Source organism: Streptomyces sp. NPDC001315 (genome assembly GCF_042896175.1).
Taxonomy (GTDB): Bacteria; Actinomycetota; Actinomycetes; order Streptomycetales; family Streptomycetaceae; genus Streptomyces.
Genome location: NZ_JBIAWZ010000013.1, coordinates 125,809 through 144,459, shown reverse-complemented (window position 1 = coordinate 144,459; position 18,651 = coordinate 125,809). Strand labels below are relative to the sequence as shown.

Here is an 18,651-nt window from a genome sequence, read left to right as displayed (position 1 = left end):
AGCCAGGATGTCCGCCGAGTCGCATCGCATCTCCCGCCTCGAACCCTATCTGGACAGACCGGAGCCCGCGCCGACCCTGCTGAAGATGCTGGTCGGCGTCCAGCTGGCCGGCTTCCGTGAGGACGCGGGCCTCGCCCAGGACCAGGCGGCACGCGCCCTGGGGTTCAGTGGGGCGAAGCTCTCGCGCATCGAGTCGGGCAAGGGCCGCAGGCCGCCGACGGAGCGGGACGTCCGCGCGCTGCTGGAGCTGTACGGCACGGACGCCTACGAGGCCTCGGTGCTGCTCAAGCTGCTTCAGCGGGCGGGTGAGCCGGGGTGGTGGCAGCGCTACGACAAGCGCCTGATGCCGGAGTGGTTCGACCGTCTGGTCGGGCTGCAGGAGGCTGCCGCCACCATCCGGACCTTCGAGATCCAGTATGTGCCCGGCCTGTTGCAGACGCCCGCCTATACCCGGGCGGTGGTGGAGCGGGGTCTGCCGAACGTTCCGGCCGGCGAGGTGCAGCGCCGGGTCGAGCTCCGTATGCGCCGGGCGCAGCTGCTGTCACGAGCGGACGCCCCGCAGTTGTGGGCGATCGTCGACGAATCGGTCCTGCTGCGGGTGCTGGGCGACCGCGCGGTGATGCGCGAACAGCTCGCCCACCTCGCCGAGATGGCTCAGCGGCCCAATGTGACGGTGCAGGTCGTCCCCCTCGACGTGACGAACGCGTCGGCACCCGCCATACCGATCACGTATCTCCGTTTCGGCGGCCTGGACCTGCCCGACGTCGTCTACCTCGAGCACATAAGGAGCGCGAACTTCCTCGAGGACCGCGACGAGACGGAAGAGTACCGGCTCGCGCTGGACCGGCTGGCGGATGAGGCCCTTGACCCACGCGATTCGCTGAGGCTGCTGCGCGACACGATGGAGGGGCGCTACCCGCGCCCGTGACGGTGACCGCCGCCCGGGCCGCGCGCTTCACTTCCGGCGTCGCGCGCGGCCGTGGGTGGCACTGCGTTCTGGTTTGTGGGGGTCGGTGTCGGTCGTGGTTCAGCGGAGCCGGGCCACGCCGCCGAACTCGATCCACTCCTGGGTCAGCTGACGGGGAGCGACCTCGCTGTCCGGCCGCCAGGTGGACACCTCGACAAGCCCCGGCTCGAGGATGTCCATGCCCTCGAACAACTCGGCGACGTCCTTCTCCTGGCGCACCCGGCCCCAATGTCCCTGGGTGGCCTTGTCCATGAAGTCCGTGACGAACTCCCGGACCTGGGCGTCCTCGCTGACCAGCTGGCACATCACGAGGTAGCTTCCAGGCACGAGCCGTTCGGTCACGCGGCGGACGACGGCCTGCGGACCGTCGGTCTCGCTGTCCGGGACGCAGTGGAAGACCGAGTTGAACAGCACGGCCACCGGCTGCGAGAAGTCGATCAGACGCTGGGTGTCCGGGTGGGAGAAGATCTCCTCGGTGGCACGCATGTCGGCGTGGATGACGGTGGTGCGCTCGTCCTGCTCCAGCAGCGCCCGGCCGTGCACCAGCACCATCGGGTCGTTGTCGACGTAGACGACATGCGTGCTGGGGTCGATGCGCTGGGCGACCTGGTGCACGTTGTCCTGGGTCGGCAGGCCTGAGCCGTGGTCGAGGAACTGGCGGATCCCGTAGTCGGTCGCCAGCGTCTTGACGACCCGCTGCAGGAAGCGCCGGTTGTTCACGGCCAGACGGCGGGTGCTGGGGACGACCTTGTCGAGCTCCTCGCACGCGGCCCGGTCAGCCGCGTAGTTGTCCTTGCCGCCCAGGTAGTGGTCGTACATCCGCGCGGCTGTCGGCACATTGGCGTCGATCTTCGTGGACAGCTGATTCTCGGTGTTCATCGCTCCCCCAGCTCGGTGCCGCGCCAACTGGACCGGCGTGACAGACAGTACATCGTAGGGACTTGACCTTCGGCGGTTCCAGTCTTCGACGTAAAGACCCTGCACTGATGGCAGGTTGCTCATGAGGACAGGTCAACCGGTCGCCGTCGGCTGCTGTGTTGAGGTGACGTGCGGACCGTCACTGATTCTTCACCTGCCGGGCACGCATCAGCGGTCGGGATCGGAGCACCCGCATGGTGTCGCCTGGTCGAGGGGGATGCCATGCTCCTGGTCGCCGTACTGCTGTTGCCACTCCTGTCCGTCCTGCTGATCGTGATGGACCGCGTGGAGGACCGCCTGCTCGATCCCACTCCTTCGAAGCGTCGGCATGCCGCCGGACGGCGGCCGCTGCGCCTGGTGCGGGGCGGCCACAGGGACGCGGCGCCCGGCCCGGCGCCCGAAGCGGACACCGAGACTCCCCCGGCACCTCGCGCGGCCTGAGCCACGGAACCGGCCGACGGGCTGTGCGGCAGCGGTCTCGTGTGCGAGGGTCGCTCACGACCGGCCACCGCTACGGCACCGGTCGGCATCTCGCCCGGCACCGTGGAAAGGCGACGGCATGCGCATCGGACTGCTCGGCACCGGCCCCTGGGCGCACATGGTCCACGCCCCCGCCCTCAGCACCCACGCCGAGGTCGACTTCGCGGGTGTGTGGGGCCGTCGCGCCGACGCGGCGAAGGATCTGGCCGACCTTCACGGCACGCGGGCCTACGACGACGTCGACGCCCTCTTCGCCGATGTCGACGCCGTGGCCGTGGCCCTCCCTCCGGACGTCCAGGCCGGCCTGGCGGCGCGGGCCGCGCGGGCCGGCTGTCATCTGCTGCTCGACAAGCCCATCGCCACGACCGTCGAGCAGGGGCGGGCCGTGGTCGAGGCGGCGGAAAAAGCCGGTGTCGCCTCGGTGGTCTTCTTCACCACCCGCTTCCGGTCCGACTCCGAGGCCTGGATCACCGAACAGGCGCGGGCGGACGGCTGGTTCACCGGCCGGGCACAGTGGCTCGGCGCGCTGTACACCGGCGACAGCCCGTTCGCGGCCTCGCCGTGGCGGCGGGAGAAGGGCGCGCTGTGGGACGTGGGCCCGCACGCCCTGTCCGTGCTGCTCCCGGTGCTCGGCGACGTCCGGCACGTGGCCGCCGCGGCGCACGGGCCCGGGGACACCGTTCACGTGGTTCTCCAGCACGTCGGCGGCGCCTCGAGCACCCTGACCCTCAGCCTCACCGCGCCGCCCGCCGCGGCCGGGGCGGCCGTCGAGCTCCGGGGCGAGAACGGGGTGACCCTCCTCCCCGAGAGCTCCGAAGGCCCCCTCTCCGCCTTCACCCGCGCCATCGACGGCCTCCGCGAAGCCGCCCGCACGGGCAGCCCGCATCCGTGCGACGCCGCGTTCGCCCTCCGGGTCACCGAGATCCTCGCGGCGACCGAGGCCCGGCTGACCGCCCACGGCGCCTGAACAGGGCGTTCCACCAGGTCCGGCGAGGGGGCGTCGGCTGCATCCCGTACGAGCAGGGACCTACCTGTGGGCGGCCCCTCGCTCCAGCGGATCGTCGCGGCTGCACATCGAAGGGGACCGGGCCTGGTTCCGATGCCCCAGCATGGCACCCGCCACCGACATCGGGGGCGGGGGCGGGAGCACCGTCGGGCAGGTGGGCAGTGCCGGGTCGATCGAGGTTCCGTGGGTGGGCGGGCCGGGGCGGTGCCCGGACGTGCGGCTCGCGGCCCGCCGTAGGAGCGTGGTGGTGTGGGAAGCCTGCGCGCCATGTCGTCCCGCCGCGACCGGCGGGGCTGGCTGCGGGGCGCGCCGCCGCCCCGGTGGGTGCGGGCGCTGCCACCCGCCCTGATCGCCGGCGTGGCGGTCGCCACGCTGCTGAGCCCCGATCCGCTCGACATCGGCTTTCTCCTGGGCGCCATCCCGCCGCTGGCGGTGCTGTCGTACGGGCCGATGACGACCGCTCTGCTCGGCCTCGTCGCGGTCACGGTGCTGATCGTCCCCGCGTTCCGGCTGAACCACCCGGGCAACACCGACCTGCTCACCATCTGCTTCGTCGCCGTGCTGAGCGTCTTCGTGTCGTTCGTGCGCAGCCGCCGAGACGCCCAGCTGGATCTGGAGCGCACGGTCGCTGAGGCAGTGCAGCGCGCGGTCGTGCCGGCGGTTCCCGAACGGGTCGGGCCGGTGCGCTGCGCGACCCTGTACCGGGCGGCGCAGCGCGGCACACTCGTCGGCGGGGACTTCTTCGACGTGCGGGAGTGTCCGCACGGCGTACGGGCCGTCCTGGGCGATGTGCAGGGGCACGGGCTGGCGGCCGTGGCCACGGTGGCGCTGCTGATGGGGGCGTTCCGGGAGGCGGCGCTGGACCACCCCGACCTCAAGGCGGTCGCCGGCCGCCTGGACCGGCGGCTGCTGCTGGACGCGGCGCAGAACCGCCGGGACGAGCTGTTCGCGACCGCCGTGCTGCTGGACTTCTCGCCCGGCGCGGGGACCGTGCAGATCGTGATCTGCGGTCATCCGCCGCCGCTGCTGCTGCGCGACGGGACGGCCACGGAGATCGCGAGCACGCCGTGGCCGCCACTCGGTATCGGACTGCCCGACCCGACCGCGCACGACTCGATCACGGTGCGCCTGCGGCCCGGCGACCAGCTGGTGCTCGCCTCCGACGGCGTCTGGGAGGCTCGGGACGCCACCGGTGCCTTCTACCCCCTGCCGGAGCGGCTGGCCGCCCTCGCCGCCGAGCACGCCGTGGACCCGCAGGCCCTGGCCGACCATGTCTGGGCCGACGTCCTGCGGTTCTGCGGTACGACGACCGCACGCGACGACGTCACGATGCTCGTTCTCGCTCTCGAGCCGCCGCGGGGTCGCTGAGGCCGGCGGACGGCGCCTCCTGCTCCCTGTCGGCGTCGCAGTGCGGCAGCGGCCGGTGCAGCCACCGCGGTGTCCACGGCCGCTCTCGTCATCCATGGGACGCCGCTTCGATGACCCAGGTGTCCCGGGCCCGTGACGGGGCACTCGCGCCTCCGGATGCGCACCGGGCTCGCACGATGAATGGTGATAGTGGGCCCGGTGCCGGCACCGGGCCGAAGCAGTCCCCACCGGACCCCGAGGAGCAGAGATCATGGAGACGTCACAGCCCGACGCGTCCCGGCCGTCCGAGGAGCGCGTCACCCCGGACAGCCTGCTCCACACCCGCACCGGCACGGAGGTGGCACCGGAGGACCTGGTGCTCGCCACGGGCCGGGACCTGACCCCGCGCAATCTGGAATGGGCCCAGCGGAAGCTGGACCGGGAGGGACCCGCCGCCATCGAGAAGCTGCTGCCGTAGAAGCCCGGTACCGCAAGCCCGGTACACCCTTTCGAAAGGTACCTCCGGACTGACAGACTCCTGAGGGTGCCCGACTTCGACATGCTCGTCCTCGGATCAGGACCCGGCGGCCAGAAGGCCGCCATCGCCGCCGCCAAGCTCGGCCGCCGGGTCGCCGTCGTCGACCGCCCCGACATGGTCGGCGGGGTCTCCATCCACACCGGCACCATTCCCTCCAAGACGCTGCGGGAGGCGGTGCTGTACCTGACCGGACTCACCCAGCGCGATCTGTACGGGCAGAGCTACCGGCTGAAGGACGACATAACCGTCGGCGACCTGACCGCACGCACCCAGCATGTGGTCGGCCGCGAGGTCGACGTCATCCGCAACCAGCTCTCCCGCAACCACATCGCCCTGTACTCCGGTACCGGCCGCTTCGTCGACGACCACACGGTCGCCCTGCGCGAAGTGACCGGGCAGGAACGGCTGCTGAGCGCCGAGCACATCGTGATCGCGACCGGAACCCGGCCCGCGCGGCCCGACACCGTGGAGTTCGACGGGCGGACGATTCTCGACTCGGACAACGTCCTGACCCTGGAACGGGTCCCGCGGTCCATGGTGATCGTCGGCGCGGGCGTGATCGGCATGGAGTACGCCTCCATGTTCGCCGCGCTCGGCAGCAAGGTCACCGTGGTCGAGAAGCGGGCCGGGATGCTCGACATGTGCGACGTCGAGGTCATCGAGTCGCTCAAGTACCACCTCCGGGACCTCGCGGTCGCCTTCCGGTTCGGGGAGACCGTCGCAGCCGTCGAACGTCATCCGCGCGGCACGCTCACGGTCCTGGAGAGCGGCAAGAAGATCCCCGCGGACGCGGTGATGTACTCGGCGGGCCGACAGGGTCTCACCGACGAACTCGACCTGGACAAGGCGGGACTGGCCGCCGACGCGCGCGGCCGGATCGCGGTCGACGAGCACTACCGCACCCAGGTGCCGCACATCTACGCCGTCGGCGACGTCATCGGCTTCCCCGCGCTGGCCGCGACGTCGATGGAGCAGGGGCGTTCTGCGGCGTACCACGCCTGCGGGGAGCCCGTCGGGCAGATGCACCGCCTTCAGCCGATCGGCATCTACACCATTCCGGAGATCAGTTTCGTGGGCCGGACCGAGGACCAGCTCACCGAGGACCGTGTGCCGTTCGAGGTCGGCATCGCCCGTTACCGCGAGCTGGCCCGCGGGCAGATCATCGGCGACGCGCACGGCATGCTGAAGCTGCTGGTCTCCCCCGAGGACCGCACACTGCTCGGCGTGCACTGTTTCGGCACCGGGGCGACCGAGCTGATCCACATCGGACAGTCCGTCATGGGGTGCGGCGGTACGGTCGACTACCTGGTCAACGCGGTGTTCAACTACCCGACGCTCGCGGAGTCCTACAAGGTCGCGGCCCTGGACGCCACCAACAAGCTGCGCCAACTCGACCGGATCGGGGACTGACCGCGGAACTCGTCCTTCCGCCCCCGACCCGGGCCGCGTCTGCCACCGTCTTGCCAAGGTGAGCGCGGGGGCTATCATCACTCGCACACTCGGTGTGACCGTCCGCCGACGCAGCGGTTGAACGGTAACCACCGGCTCTTTCGCCGTCCCTGACCCGAGGCCAACCCTCTCCGGTTCAAGGCGGCCGCAACCCCCCACCCCCATACGTCGTCGGGGCCAGGTCGCCTCGCCCTCGCGTCGTGCACGACGGAAAGCAGCACAACCATGAGCAACAGCAGGGGCAGAGGGCTGCAGGCCAACGCCCTCGGTACGTTCGACACGGTGGTGATGGCGGTCGCGGGCAGCGCTCCGGCGTACTCGCTGGCCGCGACCACCGCGGTGCTGGTGGGCGCGGTCGGTCTCGCCAGCCCCGCGGCGCTGCTGTACTGCGCCATACCCATGCTGGGCATCGCGCTGGCCTTCAGCTATCTCGGTCGCATCGACGTGAACGCGGGCGCCAGTTACTCGTGGGTGGGGCGAACGCTCCACCCCTTTCTGGGTTTCATCAGCGGCTGGGCTCTGGTGGTCTCGGCGACCATCTTCATGGTGGCCGGCTCACTGCCGGCGGGGTCGATGACGCTCGCCCTCTTCGACGAGAACCTCGCCGACGACACCGCGCTGTCGACGCTCGTCGGCGCGGCCTGGTTCCTGGTGATGCTGGGCGTGGTGCTGGGCGGCGCCCGGCTCACCGTCCGCGCTCAGCTCGTGATGTCGGGCGTCGAGCTCGCCGTTCTGGCCCTGTTCGCGGTGCTCGCGCTCTTCCACTCGGGCAACGCCCGCGCCTTCGACTGGTCCTGGCTGGGCTTCGGCCACTTCGACGGGGTGGCGGGGTTCGCGTCGGGCGCGCTGGTCGCCGCGTTCTACTACTGGGGCTGGGACGTCACCAGCAACCTGAGCGAGGAGACCCGCAACAGCCGTCGTACGACGGGACTCGCGGGCCTCATCGGTGTGGGCATCGTCTTCCTGCTCTTCGAGGTGTTCACCATCGCGGTGAACGTGATCCTGTCGTCCGAGCAGATCGAGGAGAACGGCGCCAACGTGCTGGGCGCGCTCGGCGAGGAGATCTGGCCGGGCTGGGGCGGGAAGCTGCTGATCGTGTCGGTGATGCTGTCCACCATCGCCACGCTGGAGACCACGCTCATCCAGGTCACGCGCTCCCTGTTCGCGATGGGCCGGGACCGTACGATGCCGGCCGCGCTGGGCCGGGTTCACCGCACCTGGAACACCCCCTGGGTCGCGATCGCGGTGGTCGGCGGGGTGGCGCTGGCGATGTTCGTCGCCTCCAACGCGCTGGGCTCGGTGGGCGAGATCCTCGCGGACGCCATCTCGGCGATCGGTCTCCAGATCGCCGTGTACTACGGTCTCGCGGGCCTCGCGGTGGTCGTCGCCTACCGCAAGATGCTGCTGAGGTCGCCGGCCAACTTCCTGCTCGGCGGGGTGTGGCCGCTGTTCGGCGCCCTGTTCATGTTCTGGATCTTCGTCGAGTCGCTGGGCGACCTGAGCGGTGCGGCCGTCGCGATCGGCATCGGCGGGCTGGCCGTCGGGCTGGTCCCGATGTTCTGGTACTGGAAGCAGGGCAGCGACTACTACCGGCCCGCCCGGCTGGACGCCACCCGCACCGTCGAGACGGAGTACGTCCGCGCCGACCGTGCGACCGCCGGCTCGGTCGCCCATGAGGGTCTCCCCACCGACTTCTGAGGGGGAACCCGATGGCGCGAGACCGCTTCGCTCCCGACTTCGACCCCGACTGCGGGGACACGCCCCTCACCTCCGCCCGGCACGACATCGTCATCGGCCGCTGGCAGGGCCTGCGGGACCTGTTGCGGGCCACGGGCCCCGACTGGTCGGCGCGGGGCCACCGGGTCCGGCTGCTCGCGCAGGCCTGCGCGGAGAATTCGACGGTGGAGACCTGGTTGGCCGCCGAGCCGCACAGCGCCGACGCACAGGTGCTGCGGGCGGCGACGGAGGCGGCCCGGGCGTTCAACCTGGCCATCGCGGCGGGCCGAGGCGTGCCCATCGACCAACAGCGGGTCGACGCCGCGGTGCTGGCGTGCCTGCGGGCGGTGGAGGCCTCGCCGCAGGACCCGACGCCGTGGATCTCCCTGATCTCCGTGGCCCGGCTGTATCCGTCGGGTGTGCGGCGGCAGGAACTGGCGCGCTGGTGGGACGAGTTGCACCAGCGCGACCCGTACAGCGTGGAGGGTCACCTCCAGGTGTTGCACTACTACTCCTCACGCTGGCACGGCACGCACGGCCTCATGTACGACTTCGCCCGTGACGCGGCCGGCGCGGCACCGCCCGGCTGTGCGCTGCCGGTCCTGGTGCAGTACGCCCGGGTCGAGGAGTACCGCTACGCCCTGGACGCCGCGAAGGGCAGGCAGGCCGCGGTGGGTCTCGGGCAGCACTGGAACCACGACGGCGCCGTGAGCGACGTACGGCGCACCTGGCAGCGCTGGATCCCGGCCCGGGCGGACGGTCCGATCGAGCCGGGTGAGCTGCGCGACTTCAACTACCTGGCGCACGCGGCCTGTCTGGCGGGCGCCGAGGACGTCGCCGCCGCGCTGCTGCGGATGCTCGGGCGGCGGGCGACGCGCACACCGTGGTCGTACACCGGGGATCCGCGGCAGCAGATCCTCAAGTGGCGTAAGGAGCTGGAGCTGCGCGTGTGACGGCGGGGCCGGTCAGATGGGTGGCGCGGTGCGTCACGGCGGTCTGCCGCGCGTGCGCCCTGGCCTGGCGGAGCTCGTCGGACATCGTCGTCCGGCGGTGTCCGACGTAGCCGTCCACCAAACTCACGGCGCGGCGTTCGGGCCGTCCGGCCTGCTCCGGCGCTGTTCGACCATCTCGCGGCTGAGCTCCTCCGTCTCCGGCTCCGGCAGCCGCTCGAAGCCCTCCCCAGTGATCACCGACACGATGGGGAAGATCCGCCGGTTGATGTCGGGCCCACCGGTCGCGGAGTCGTCGTCCGCCGCGTCGTACAGCGCCTGGAGCGCGGCGAGGGCGGCCTCACGCCGGGTCATGCCCGCGTGGAACAGCTTCTTGAGCGCGCCCCGGGCGTACGGGGAGCCGGAGCCCTCGGCGTGGAAGTCCGACTTCTCGTACGCGCCGCCGGCGACGTCGAAGCCGAAGATGCGGCCCCGTCCGCCGTCGCGGGCACCGACGTCGTAGCCGGCCAGCAGGGGGACGACGGCGAGGCCCTGCATGGCCTGGCCGAGGTTCTGCCGGATCATCCCCGCCAGCCGGGTCGCCTTCGCACCGAACGTCATGGGAATGCCCTCGATCTTCTCGAAGTGCTTCAGCTCGACCTGGTACAGCTTCACCATGTCCAGCGCGAGTCCGACGGTGCCGGCGAAGGCGACGGCCGTGAAGTCGTCCGCCGGGTGCACCTTTTCCAGGTCGCGCTGGGCGATCAGGTTGCCCATCGTGGCCCTGCGGTCGCCGGCGATCATCACGCCGTCGCGGTAGGCGAGGGCCAGCACGGTGGTGCCGTGCGGGAACCGGTCCGGCGCGGCGCGGACGCCGTCGGGGAACGGACGGCGCGTGGGCAGCAGTTCCGGCCGGTGCGCCGCCAGGAACTCACTGAACGACGAGCTCCCCGGGGTGAGGAAGTCCTCCCCTAAACGGCCGCCGCTGTCATTCGATGCCATGCCACTCCCCCTCGCCTCCGGACCTTCCGACACACCACTACTACCTGACACGGCCCGGCGGGAAACCGGCCACCGGGACCCGGACCCCGTACGGCCGGGCGACGTCAGTCGGGCAGCCCGCGCCGGGTCGCCGCGTACCCGCCGCCCGCGAGGACCGCGGCGGGTACGAGCACGCTGAACGCGGTCGTCGCCGTGGACAGGCCCAACGCGTCACCGAAACCGCCGACGGCGAGCGGAGTCGGAGCGTGAAGGCGTGACGGCCGGGCGGCCGATCCGCTCGGGCAGGCGGGGCGCGAACCGGAGGGTGCCGTCGTGGCGGCGCAGCCCGCCGAAGCCCGCTGCCGGCGAGACTCCTCGCCGTACCGCGGTTCATCGGTGACACACTCTGCTGTGTGCCCCTGACTTTCGACGACCTGCTCATCCGCGCTCGCGCGCTGGCTCAGAACGGCGGCCGCCGGGCGATTCTCGGTATCGCGGGGAGTCCGGGGGCGGGCAAGACCACGCTCGCCGAGCGTCTCGTCCAGGAGTTGAACGGGGGCGGCCCCGACTGGGTCGCGCATGTCCCCATGGACGGTTTTCATCTCGCCGACGTCGAACTGGAACGGCTCGGGCGCCGGGACCGCAAGGGCGCGCCCGACACCTTTGACGCGGCGGGCTACGCGGCGCTGCTGCGGCGGCTGCGGGAGGAGTCGGACGGGGACGAGATCACGTACGCCCCCGGATTCGAGCGCGTCCTGGAGCAGCCGCTCGCGGGGGCGATCGCGGTGCCGTCGGCGGCCCGGCTGGTCGTGACCGAGGGGAACTACCTGCTGTTGGAGACGGGTGCGTGGGCACGGGTGCGGCCGCAGTTGGACGAGGTGTGGTTCTGCGAGGTGGACGAGCAGGAGCGGATCCGGCGGCTGATCGCCCGGCACGAGGAGTTCGGCAAGGAGCACGAGAAGGCCGTGGCGTGGGTGCTGGGGACGGACCAGCGCAACGCCGACCTGGTGGCCGAGACCCGGGGGCGAGCCGACCTGGTCGTGCCGGTTGCCGCGCTGCCGGCCGCGGGGGCGAGAGGCTGAGCGCACGGGGCTCGGACCGTCACCGTGCTCGCGGCCGACCGGGATTCGACGAGTTCGCTGTACTGCCGCGCGAGTGGACGGCCATGGTCGTGGGTGAGACCGGGGAGCGGGGACGGGGCGCTCCTCGGTCCGCCGATCTGACGGAGCCGGTCGCGGGCCCTCATCCGTGCAACGTCAACTCCGGTTCCCCGGACGCGTCGCCCGCCGCCTCCCCGATCACCGCGGTGTAGGCCTCCGTCCGCACGGTCAGACCGGCCTCACCATGCTCGAATGCGGGCGTGAACAGGCCCTTGGGGCCGTAGCGCACGGCGAAAACGTGCAGCTCCTGCGGGGCGTCGGGGGCCGGGTCGGCCTCCAGGGCCGTGGAGGACACCAGGTGCCGCCAGCCCTCGTCGGGGTTGCCGTAACCGCGCGGATCGGCGGCCAGGGCGAAGGCGGCCTGCTGCTGGGTGGTTTCCGTGCGGGCGTCGAAGTGGTCGACGCCCTCGGACCGCGGGTGCGTGAGCCGCAGGGCACCCGCACTCGTCACCTGCGCCTGCGCGGTCCTGCGTACCCGGTCCCCGTCGTCCGTGGCGTACGGCAGGCCGGCCAGCAGGTACGGCGTCCCGTCCAGCCGTTCCACGGCGACCGTCAGCCACAGGCTCGTGCCGTCCGTGACATACAGGGACCGCACGTGCCGCAGGACGTGGTCGCGGCCGACGACCGGCTTCGTGACCAGCTTGGCCGTCAGACCGTCCGCGCGGACGTCGCGGACGCGGACCTCGCCCATGGGGCGGCACAGCAGGAAGCCGTCGAGTACCGGGCCGAAGCCGTGCTGGCGGTTCACGGCCGCGGGCAGGTAGTACGTGCCCGCGGCCTCGACCACCGCCGGGGTCATCCGGTCGTCGAAGGCCACCGAGACGGTGCCCGCGCGCAGTTGGTGCCGCGCCGTCGAGGCGGACGGCGTCCGGTGCCAGCGCGTGCTGTCCTGGATCTGCCAGACCAGCATGAAGGCGAAGTGGCCGTCGATGCCGCCGTCGGCGTTCACCGCGTGGCGGCCCCAGCGGCTGTCACCCCGGTAGCGGCCCAGGTCGGAACCGATGCGCCGGCCGAAGTAGCGCAGGCCGAGGACCGACTCGAAGGCGGAGTGCTGTTCGCTGTAGCGGGGGCCGCCGTTGTCGAAGCCGCCGTTGGTCAGGCGCGCGTCGATGTAGCGGGCCAGCGCGTCGCCGTCCTCGGCGAACATCTCCTCGCCGCTGACCCGGTGGGCCTGGGCGAGGAAGGACAACGAGATCGGGCCGTAGTTGTTGTCGTACGCGCCGCCGTGCTCGGGGGGCAGCAGTGCGCCCCGGTCGCGTACGCGGTGGGCGCGGATCTCGTCGGCGTACAACTCGATCGCCCGGGAGCGCACCGCCTTCCCCTCCGCCGGCGGGAGGTGTCGGGCCAGCATCAGGCCGCCCACGACGCAGCCGATGGCCTGGTTGCCGGCCTCCTGCGGGTTGAAGAAGGTCGCCTCGGTGAGCCAGCGCCAGTAGCCGTGCGCCACCTCGATCAGTTCCGCGCGCTGTTCGTCGGCGACCAGTCCGTCCGCCGTGTCCAGCACGTTCACCGCCTGGAGCAGCGCCCACACCGTGCTCGGCCAGTCACCGATGGGGTGCGCGCCGGCCTCCAGGACGTAGCGGGCGTACGGCAGGCCCGTGCCCCGCGCTTTCAGGTTCGGGTAGCCGGGGTTGTCCTCCCGGTACACCCGCTCCCGCAGGTGGAAGGCGAGGCTGCGGCGGACCGTCTCCGGCAGGCGCGGGTCCTTGGAGCGTTGCCAGGCGAGCGCCAGCAGTGCGGTGATGCCGAGCGAGGTGTCGCCGATGTCGTCGACACAGTCGGGGTGTTCGAGGTTGCCTTCCGAGGTCAGGCGGGCCAGCGCCTGCTCGGTGATGTCGGCGAGGACGGCGTCGTAGGCCTGCGGGGTGTCGGGCAGGTCGTGCAGGGGGCCGCGCTGGTGGAGGAGGTGCACGGGAGGGGGTGTGAGGTGCACGGGGATCAACCCTTCATGCCTGGGGTGGCCATGGCGTGGTTCGTCGGGGTCACCCGACAGGTGCGGGCCGGTGGGCGTGCAGTGCGACGGTCAGTGTGTGCGGGCCATGTCCACCGATGTAGACGCGGTTCCCGGTCGTCGCATCGGTGCCGCCCACCACGGTGTAGTCCTCACCCGGGTCGTAGCGCAGTACGTCGCTCCGGTCCGGCCCGGCGAGCGGTCCGCCTGCCTCGACGTCGGCCTCGACCCGGATCTCGTCGTCCCCGACCCGGTAGGTCATCGGCCCGCCCGTCAGGCACCAGCGTCCGTCGCCGATCGGCACGGCGCCCTCTGGCACCCCGCCCGGCCGGAAGGTCAGTTCGAGGGCCCAGGGCACCGGTGGTCCGCTGATGTCGATCCGCAGGTCGGCACCGTCTTCCCTCAGGTCCACCTCGACGCGGGTCGTGTGTGAGACCTCGTCCTGAGGGCGGTCCGGGAAGGCCATCGAGGCCGAGAAGCGTCCGTCGTCCACCAGTCGGTAGACGCCGTCGTCCCGCCTCTCGTCCTTGGGGAGCGGCTGGTAGTAGGCGGCCGTGAGGGTCTGGGTGAGCCGGTAGCTGTTGTCGGCGGGCTGTTCCATGTCGGCGGCGCGGAAGGGGCCCAGGTCGAAGAACCCGCGCGAGAGGCGGACCGCGTCGAGGACGGCGGCGCCGGCGAACAGGCGCAGGAAGGTGGGGTTGCAGGCGAGGCCCGAGCGGATGCGCCGGTGCTCGGGCACGTCGGAACCGCCGTACAGCACCGTGTGCGCGGTGGCCGAGGCGCGTGCGGCGAGGCGTGCGGTGGTGAGGTACCGGTCGCGCGGGAGTGTCTCCGCGGCCGGGGCCGGCAGGACACGGCACAGGTCCGGGGTGAGGAGGGTCTCGGCGAGCAGGTCGGGGTCGTCGATGCCGCCGGCGGCCGCCAGCCGCGCCACCCGGGCGAAGTCGCCCCGGCCGGTGCGGATCGCGAGCAGCCGGTAGTGCGGCAGGTAGGGCGCCAGCGGGAACGGGTGGTTCTGGTCCTGTCGTCGCGAGTGGACGGTCTCCACCGTGCCGTCCGGCCTGATCAGGTCCAGGGTGGTGGCGAGGTTGCGTTCGACGGCGTACAGCAGGTCGGCGCGACCGAGGACCTCGGCCAGCAGGAGCAGCGACGGGTTCGACACGTGGGCGGCGTAGTTGGCGCTGCGTTCCGAGTACAGGCCGTCCTCGTCGATGTCGACGCCCTCGGCGAGCCACTCCTCGACGCGGTCGAGCAGCCGGTCGTCCGGGAACGACCGGTGCAGCCGGGCCAGCGCCGCGGACAGCTCCCAGCGGTGGTTCGGGGTGTGCACCCCACCGGTGAGGAGACTGCCGGTGGCGGCGCCGGCGATCTCGGCGAGCGCCGCCGTGACGTCGCGCAGTTCCGGGCCCGCGCCTGCGGCGAGGACGTGCGCGTCGCACACGTCGTTGACGGTGAAGCCGGAGTCCGGCGGCGACTGCACGTTGTCGCCGCCGGCGAAGAGGCCGGTGCCGGTCTGCGTGGCCCGCAGGGCACGCAGGTGGGTCGTCGCGGCGGCGACGGCCTGTCCGCTGCCGTGCAGTTCCGAGTCCGGGGACCGGTACGCCGCGATCAGGGTCTTCACCCGCCGCGCCAGACCACGGTGCGGCACACCGGCGGGTTCCTCGTCGGGGCGGGCCGCCAGCGGGGCGGCCGGCCGGTCGGCGGCGCGGGCCGCCGCGCGGACGAACTCGTGGTCGAGCGGAGTGGGCACGGTCAGTCCTTCAGTCCGGCGTTGATGTCGGCGCCCATGACGTAGCGCTGGAAGACCAGGAAGACGAGGATCAGCGGGATCATGGAGATGACCGAGGCGCCCAGCAGTACCGACCAGTTGATGTTCTGCGCGCCGACGATGCTCTGGATGCCGATCTGCACGGTGAACTTGTTCGGGTCGTTGAGCATCAGCAGCGGCCAGATGTAGTCGTTCCAGCGCCACTGGAAGGACAGGATGGCGAGGGTCAGCATGATGGGCCGGGAGAGCGGCACCATGATCCGCGCGAAGATCGCCAGCTCACGCGCGCCGTCGATGCGTGCGGCTTCCACGAGTTCGTCGGGAACCGTCAGGAAGAACTGGCGGAACATGAAGCATCCGGTCGCGGTGAGCACTGCCGGGAGGATGATGCCGGCGAACGAGTTGTAGAGGCCGAGGTTGCGGACCACCAGGAACTCCGGGGCGAGCATGACCTCGGACGGCAGCATCGTGGTGGCCAGGATGCAGATGAAGAACGCCTTGAGCCATCTGTTGTCGTACTTGGCCAGCGCGTACCCGGTGCAGCAGCTGACGCCCACCGTGAGGATCGTCGTGATCACGCACACGATGGCCGTGTTGATGAAGTACTGGGAGAAGTTGGCGCTGTCCCACGCTGCCTTGAAACCCGACAGGGTGGGGTTGTGCGGAACCAGCGTCAGCGGAGAGGAGAACAGGTCGCTGGACGGCTTGAGGGAGCTGAGGATGAACCACAGCACCGGAAACCCGTACAGGCACGCCAGGATCCACAGCAGTGTCGTCGGGGCCACCGCCCGCCGGAGCCCGCCGCTGGCCGCCCCACGGGGCCGCTTCTTGGAGACGGCTCGTTTGGGATCGGCGTCGACCGGACGTGGCAAATCTGTAGTTGTCATCGGTTCTCCACCCGCCGATTGACGATCAGCTGGATGATCGCGACGGCCATCAGGATGAGCATGAGCACGAACGACGCGGCGCTCGCGTAGCCGATCTGGCCCCGTTTGAAGCCGGTCTCGTAGATGTACTGGACGAGCAGGTTGTTCGACGTGCCGGGTCCGCCGTTGTTGAGGGCGACGAACACCGGGTACTCCTTCATCGCGTTGATCGTGTTGAGCAGGATGACGATGAAGGAGGTGGGCGCGATGCTCGGCAGCGTGATGCTGAAGAACTGGCGCCAGGGGCCGGCGCCGTCGAGCGAGGCCGCCTCGTAGTAGGACACCGGTACGTTCTTGATCGCCGCGATGAACAGCAGCATCGAGAATCCGGTCCAGGCCCAGGAGGCCGCCATCACGACCACTATCAGCGAGAGGTCCGCGTTCGACTGCCACGGAACGGCGCTGCCGCCGAACTTCTCGATGACGTAGTTGACCAGTCCGAAGTTCTCACCGAACATCCACCGCCACAGGACACCCACGACGATGGGCGACAGCAGCCATGGGATGAAGAAGATGACGCGCGCGACCGACCCGCCCTTGGCGTTCTTGCTCACCAGCAGGTTGGCGGCGAGCAGCGAGACCGCGAAGTTCAGCGGTACGAAGAGCACGGCGTACAGCAGCGTCCGGCTCAGCGCGTCGTAGAACGTGGAGTCCCCGAACAGGTTGTTGTAGTTGTCCAGTCCGATGAACTGGAACGCCCCCACTCCCGTGTAGTTCGTGAACGAGTAGACGAGCCCGATCACCGCCGGCCAGACGAAGAACAGTGCGAAGAGCACGACATTGGCGGCGATGAGGACGAGCGGCGCAAGCGTGTACTTGCTGCGTCTCCTGGACGGGCTCGGCGGGCTCGCGGACACGTCCGAGGCGCGTTTTGTCATCTTCCTGACTCCGTGCTGGTGGAATGGATTCCTGGGGCTCACGCCATGAGCCCGGCCTTGGCCGGGCGGCCGGGCCGGGCGGCGGTGTCGAGACCCCGCCGCCCGGCCCGCCGGCCTACGATCAGCCGCCGACCTGCTGGTTGTAGCCGGCGACGATGTTCTCCAGGGCCTTGTCGGCCGACTGCTGGCCGTTGACCGCCTTGCCGAGCTCCGTCTTGGTCGGGTCCTCGGTGAGGCTCTTGCCCTTCAGCACCCAGTTCGTCTGCGCGCCGTTGAAGTAGCCGGAGATCGGGGCGTAGAGCGGGATCGACTCGTTGTACAGCTTGAACGCCGCCTGCGCCGCCTCGGACTTGAAGGGGTACGTCGGGTTCAGACCACTCTCGACCGGCAGGAACCCGGACGCCTCGCACAGCGCCTGGTAGTGGGCCGGCTCGTACAGCCAGGACAGGAACTTCTTCGCGGCGGCGGACGCGTCGGCGTTGTTGTTGAAGCCCACCGTCATGCCGCCGCTGTTGACGTCACTGGCCTGCACCGGCTGGGCCGGAGTCGGGACGCTCGCCCACTCGAACTTCTTGATGCTCTCCGCGAAGGCGGGAACCTGCCACACGCCGGACCAGTAGGCGACGACGTCACCGCTCTGGAACATGGCCGACGGGTCGGCGCCGCTGGTCCACACCGACTTCGGCATGGTCTTGTCGTCGTTCCATCCGACGAAGGTGTTCACGGCCTTCTTGGTCGCGTCGTCCACCGAGAACTTGCCGGAGTCGTCCGCGTGGACGTACTGCCCGCCCATCTCGTAGACCATGGCGCGGAGCCGGGACGGCGACTGGTCGAACGTCAGGGAGTACTTGGCCTTGGTCTTCTCGCGGACCTCGTCCGCCGCCTTGATGAAGTCGGTCCAGGTCCAGGTATTCTGGGGCGAGGTCGGGAAGGAGACGCCGGCCTTCTCGAAGAGCGACTTGTTGATGTACAGGCCGGACGCGGTGACGTCCGAGGGGATGGACAGCACCTTTCCGGACGAGTCCTTGGCGAGGAAGTTGGCGTTGATCTTGTTGGTCTTGTTGTTGGCGATGGAGCTGAGGTCGATCAGTTTGCTCGACCAGATCGGGTCCAGCGCCGGCACGGCCGCCACGTCGGGCAGGGAGTTCGCCTGCGCGGCGTTGTGCAGCTTCGTCGCGTAGCCGTCGTAGGGGATGTTGACGAGCTTGACGTTGACGCCGGTTTCCTTCTTGTACTGCGCCACCATCTTCTTCCAGCCCGCGTCCTGCCCCGGAACCGTGGAGATCCAGAACGTCAGCGACTTGGAGGTCCCGCCCGAGTCGGATCCGGACCCGCAGCCGGAGAGCAGCAGGGCACCTGCCGTGGCCACGGCAGCGAGGGGAACCAGGCGGCCTATGCCGCCGCGGCCGAGTCGGCGGGAGCCCCGCACACCCACATTGGTCATCTTCGATCCCTTGTTTCGTCGTAGGGGACGGAGCACGGCGCCGACCGAGGCGGCACGGGTGCTGCATTTTGCAGGAAATTCGCTTTCCGAGGGCGCGGCCTCGCCCGGCCGCGTCATCCTGACAGGAGAGGGTCCCCGGCCGCTGTGGCCGTCGCCGCACAAGCACGCCCTGGTGCGGTTGCCGTACGTCGAG

The 18,651-nt window shown here is 70.6% G+C and carries 16 protein-coding genes; 9 read left to right on the top strand and 7 right to left on the bottom strand.

Annotated features, from left to right (window positions below):
• The first annotated feature begins 7 nt into the window (after positions 1 to 7).
• Entirely contained in the window at positions 8 to 928 is a 921-nt protein-coding gene (locus ACFY16_RS29610) for a helix-turn-helix domain-containing protein (RefSeq protein ID WP_390650240.1), read from the top strand.
• A gap of 99 nt (positions 929 to 1,027) precedes the next feature.
• On the opposite strand, the gene ACFY16_RS29605 is transcribed toward ACFY16_RS29610, so the two are convergent.
• Positions 1,028 to 1,846, bottom strand: coding sequence for an SAM-dependent methyltransferase (locus ACFY16_RS29605; RefSeq protein WP_390650239.1), 819 nt, complete (start codon positions 1,844 to 1,846; stop codon positions 1,028 to 1,030).
• 261 nt (positions 1,847 to 2,107) lie between these two features.
• Here ACFY16_RS29605 and ACFY16_RS29600 point away from each other — a divergent pair, with 261 nt between their 5' ends.
• The 7 genes from ACFY16_RS29600 (at position 2,108) to ACFY16_RS29570 (ending at position 9,374) form a co-directional block, all read left to right on the top strand.
• Positions 2,108 to 2,326 (top strand): hypothetical protein, encoded by a 219-nt coding sequence (locus tag ACFY16_RS29600; protein WP_390650238.1) that lies wholly within the window; start codon positions 2,108 to 2,110, stop codon positions 2,324 to 2,326.
• 118 nt (positions 2,327 to 2,444) lie between these two features.
• The gene (locus ACFY16_RS29595) at positions 2,445 to 3,332 is read left to right on the top strand and encodes a Gfo/Idh/MocA family protein (RefSeq protein ID WP_390650237.1); all 888 of its coding nucleotides are present in this window, start codon (positions 2,445 to 2,447) and stop codon (positions 3,330 to 3,332) included.
• Positions 3,333 to 3,638: 306 nt separating this feature from the next.
• Positions 3,639 to 4,739 carry a PP2C family protein-serine/threonine phosphatase gene (locus tag ACFY16_RS29590; protein WP_390650318.1) on the top strand — a complete coding sequence of 367 codons (1,101 nt, stop codon included), beginning with the start codon at positions 3,639 to 3,641 and terminating at the stop codon, positions 4,737 to 4,739.
• Positions 4,740 to 4,989: 250 nt separating this feature from the next.
• Entirely contained in the window at positions 4,990 to 5,196 is a 207-nt protein-coding gene (locus ACFY16_RS29585; RefSeq protein ID WP_390650236.1) for a hypothetical protein, read from the top strand.
• Positions 5,197 to 5,262: 66 nt separating this feature from the next.
• On the top strand, positions 5,263 to 6,666 hold the full coding sequence (gene sthA, locus ACFY16_RS29580) for a Si-specific NAD(P)(+) transhydrogenase (protein ID WP_390650235.1): 1,404 nt from the start codon (positions 5,263 to 5,265) through the stop codon (positions 6,664 to 6,666).
• A gap of 264 nt (positions 6,667 to 6,930) precedes the next feature.
• Complete coding sequence (locus tag ACFY16_RS29575; protein WP_390650234.1) at positions 6,931 to 8,403, top strand: APC family permease; 1,473 nt, start codon at positions 6,931 to 6,933, stop codon at positions 8,401 to 8,403.
• An 11-nt stretch (positions 8,404 to 8,414) separates the two neighbouring features.
• Positions 8,415 to 9,374 (top strand): hypothetical protein, encoded by a 960-nt coding sequence (locus tag ACFY16_RS29570; RefSeq protein WP_390650233.1) that lies wholly within the window; start codon positions 8,415 to 8,417, stop codon positions 9,372 to 9,374.
• Positions 9,375 to 9,497: 123 nt separating this feature from the next.
• On the opposite strand, the gene prcB is transcribed toward ACFY16_RS29570, so the two are convergent.
• On the bottom strand, positions 9,498 to 10,352 hold the full coding sequence (prcB, locus tag ACFY16_RS29565; RefSeq protein ID WP_390650232.1) for a proteasome subunit beta: 855 nt from the start codon (positions 10,350 to 10,352) through the stop codon (positions 9,498 to 9,500).
• Positions 10,353 to 10,744: 392 nt separating this feature from the next.
• On the opposite strand from prcB, the gene ACFY16_RS29560 reads away from it, so the two are divergent.
• Entirely contained in the window at positions 10,745 to 11,413 is a 669-nt protein-coding gene (locus ACFY16_RS29560; protein WP_390650231.1) for a nucleoside/nucleotide kinase family protein, read from the top strand.
• Between the two features lie 160 nt (positions 11,414 to 11,573).
• On the opposite strand, the gene ACFY16_RS29555 is transcribed toward ACFY16_RS29560, so the two are convergent.
• The 5 genes from ACFY16_RS29555 to ACFY16_RS29535 form a co-directional block, all read right to left on the bottom strand.
• Entirely contained in the window at positions 11,574 to 13,403 is a 1,830-nt protein-coding gene (locus tag ACFY16_RS29555; protein ID WP_390650230.1) for a hypothetical protein, read from the bottom strand.
• 70 nt (positions 13,404 to 13,473) lie between these two features.
• Positions 13,474 to 15,192, bottom strand: a complete 1,719-nt coding sequence (locus tag ACFY16_RS29550) for a hypothetical protein (RefSeq protein ID WP_390650229.1) — start codon at positions 15,190 to 15,192, stop codon at positions 13,474 to 13,476.
• A 2-nt stretch (positions 15,193 to 15,194) separates the two neighbouring features.
• Positions 15,195 to 16,097 (bottom strand): carbohydrate ABC transporter permease, encoded by a 903-nt coding sequence (locus ACFY16_RS29545; protein ID WP_390650228.1) that lies wholly within the window; start codon positions 16,095 to 16,097, stop codon positions 15,195 to 15,197.
• Positions 16,094 to 17,014: a carbohydrate ABC transporter permease gene (locus ACFY16_RS29540; RefSeq protein WP_390650227.1), complete on the bottom strand. Its 921-nt coding sequence runs from the start codon at positions 17,012 to 17,014 to the stop codon at positions 16,094 to 16,096. The genes ACFY16_RS29545 and ACFY16_RS29540 overlap by 4 nt, the downstream gene beginning before the upstream one ends.
• 121 nt (positions 17,015 to 17,135) lie before the next feature.
• Positions 17,136 to 18,458: an extracellular solute-binding protein gene (locus ACFY16_RS29535; RefSeq protein ID WP_390650226.1), complete on the bottom strand. Its 1,323-nt coding sequence runs from the start codon at positions 18,456 to 18,458 to the stop codon at positions 17,136 to 17,138.
• Positions 18,459 to 18,651 lie beyond the last annotated feature (193 nt).

Coding starts and splice junctions, on each gene's coding strand:
- ACFY16_RS29570 (WP_390650233.1), top strand. CDS start 8,415: ATGGCGCGAGACCGCTTCGCTCCCGACTTCGACCCCGACTGCGGGGAC.
- ACFY16_RS29545 (WP_390650228.1), bottom strand. CDS start 16,097: ATGACAACTACAGATTTGCCACGTCCGGTCGACGCCGATCCCAAACGA.
- ACFY16_RS29540 (WP_390650227.1), bottom strand. CDS start 17,014: ATGACAAAACGCGCCTCGGACGTGTCCGCGAGCCCGCCGAGCCCGTCC.
- ACFY16_RS29605 (WP_390650239.1), bottom strand. CDS start 1,846: ATGAACACCGAGAATCAGCTGTCCACGAAGATCGACGCCAATGTGCCG.
- ACFY16_RS29610 (WP_390650240.1), top strand. CDS start 8: ATGTCCGCCGAGTCGCATCGCATCTCCCGCCTCGAACCCTATCTGGAC.
- ACFY16_RS29575 (WP_390650234.1), top strand. CDS start 6,931: ATGAGCAACAGCAGGGGCAGAGGGCTGCAGGCCAACGCCCTCGGTACG.
- ACFY16_RS29600 (WP_390650238.1), top strand. CDS start 2,108: ATGCTCCTGGTCGCCGTACTGCTGTTGCCACTCCTGTCCGTCCTGCTG.
- ACFY16_RS29535 (WP_390650226.1), bottom strand. CDS start 18,458: ATGACCAATGTGGGTGTGCGGGGCTCCCGCCGACTCGGCCGCGGCGGC.
- ACFY16_RS29585 (WP_390650236.1), top strand. CDS start 4,990: ATGGAGACGTCACAGCCCGACGCGTCCCGGCCGTCCGAGGAGCGCGTC.
- ACFY16_RS29590 (WP_390650318.1), top strand. CDS start 3,639: ATGTCGTCCCGCCGCGACCGGCGGGGCTGGCTGCGGGGCGCGCCGCCG.
- prcB (WP_390650232.1), bottom strand. CDS start 10,352: ATGGCATCGAATGACAGCGGCGGCCGTTTAGGGGAGGACTTCCTCACC.
- ACFY16_RS29595 (WP_390650237.1), top strand. CDS start 2,445: ATGCGCATCGGACTGCTCGGCACCGGCCCCTGGGCGCACATGGTCCAC.